General features: G+C 57.2%; 2 protein-coding genes. Both read left to right on the top strand.

Translation table 11 applies throughout. From position 1 onward, the window contains the following. On the top strand, positions 1–259 hold a 259-nt coding region (locus FJ953_RS30705; RefSeq protein ID WP_210239552.1), incomplete at its 5' end, for a hypothetical protein. A 204-nt stretch (positions 260–463) separates the two neighbouring features. Continuing rightward, positions 464–1603, top strand: a complete 1140-nt coding sequence (locus tag FJ953_RS30285) for a helix-turn-helix transcriptional regulator (RefSeq protein WP_140625667.1) — start codon at positions 464–466, stop codon at positions 1601–1603. The last annotated feature ends 262 nt before the right edge of the window (positions 1604–1865 follow it).

The following is a 1865-nucleotide window of genomic DNA, read 5'->3' as shown; positions in this document are numbered from 1 at the left end:
CGGCAAGGGTGGGGGCAAGGGTGGAAGCAAGGGGTCAAGTCGTGACGGTGCGATGGAGATCGAAACCGGGCTGATACCCAGTTCAGTCAACGCAACAAACCCTACGCAGGTAAGATCTTTCAAAATTTTCGAAGGCAAGGGATGTCGCCGCGACTACGCACGGTTTTGCCCGACGAAACCGATGGGTAAATGCGACCTTGAAAGCCAGATCGAACGGCTTTCACCTGCGTGCAGAGATTTCGTCGAGAAGCATCGGTGAAGTTGCGTGGCTATTATGCTAATGTAGCTATCTCTCATTCGATGCGTCAGTCTGACGATAGGTCCTCAGCTGACCGTCTGTCGAGCATGGCCGCGGGAAATAAACATCCCTGGCCCGAGCCGGTTGCGGGGCCTGTAGCTGGAGGGCCGTCAACGGGCCATGAGGAGAAAAAGGGCGAGAAACCGGGATCGCGACGCAAATCCTATGTCCGACAATCGGAACATTGCCGCTGCGATCGAGGCTTGCTACGACGCCGCGTTCGAGTTTAGGCAGTGGCCCGCAGCGCTTCAAATGCTGGCCCACTCCCTGGGAGCCACAAGTTGCGTTATCCGCACCTGCGATCCAACTCACCCGTTTCGTAGCGATCAGCGATCGCCGACCGCGCTCAGACCCGATTCGACCGAACATGCCGAATTCGCCGCCCTTTGGATCGAAAGAATCGAAGGTGCTCCCGATCCGCATGAACGTAGACCGCGCAAGAGGTTGGCAAAACTGACAGACAGCTTCGTTGTCGAGGATGAGATCACCACTCGTGATGAGCGCGAGGTTCTCCCTTATTACCAAGAAATCGCGCGTCCAGGCGACCGGGAATGGTGGGCTGCAATAGACTTCATGGTGAAGGATCGAAGGTGGATGCTCTCGATGTTTCGTGACGCTCATAAGGGGCCATTCTACCGGAATGAAGCCGAGGATTTCTTGGCGATCGTTCCGTCGATGGTTCGCATCATCAGTGCTGCGGAAAAGGTTTGGGAAACGGCAGTCGAACCGAACCTGGCCATTCTGGATCGGATGGGAAGCGCAGCGCTGTTGCTGAATTGCCGAGGCCGCGTCACCCGCTACAATAAACACGCGGAAGCTCTGCTTGGTACTGGCCTCGTTATCCACGGTGGTCGTCTCCGGGCGGCAGATCGGCCCAGTGATTCACGCTTGCAGAAATTGATCGCAGGCGTGGTCAGCCAATGCGGCGACTTGAGCGACGGGGAGCCCGTTTTGATTGCTCGCGAGGGTTCGCCATGGCTTCTTGCTGAAGCCATTCCGATGACCTCGTTCGTCCATGACCTCTTTAACGGCGGAGACGCGCTCCTCTATTTTACCGATCTTGTGGCCGAACCGGCGCTACCCAAGCAACTGATAAGGCACGCCTTTCAACTAACAGCAGCCGAAACGCGGCTGGCCTGCCGCCTTGCCGATGGCCGAGGTATAGGCGCGGCAAGCTCTGCCCTGGGAATTGGCCGTGAAACCGCCAGAACCCAGCTCCGTGCAATATTCTCGAAAACAAGCACCGGAAGTCAGGCGGAACTCGCGAAGCTCTTGTCCCGATACCAAGGGTCCTCCACGCATTGAAGTCGCGGTGTCACCCGTTCGGGTGAAGCCCTGACGGTCCAAGGGTTGCACTCTGCGCTGAATCGGGGCCGTGGCACTTCACAACAACAGGCGCCGGTCTCGATCCGATACGTCTCAAGCGGGGCGGGCGGTCAGACGATATTTGGTTTTTGCAACGGCGCGTGCCTGAATCCCTCTGGTGTCCGACTAGAGCATTTCCTATTTTGGGAGAATCGTAGGATTCCCAAAACCGGATGTTTGTGATTCAAGATGCTGGCTGGAT

The organism is Mesorhizobium sp. B2-3-6 (assembly GCF_006442305.1).
GTDB lineage: Bacteria > Pseudomonadota > Alphaproteobacteria > Rhizobiales > Rhizobiaceae > Mesorhizobium.
Note: the sequence above shows the minus strand (reverse complement) of the source record. Positions and strands in the feature narration are given on the sequence as shown.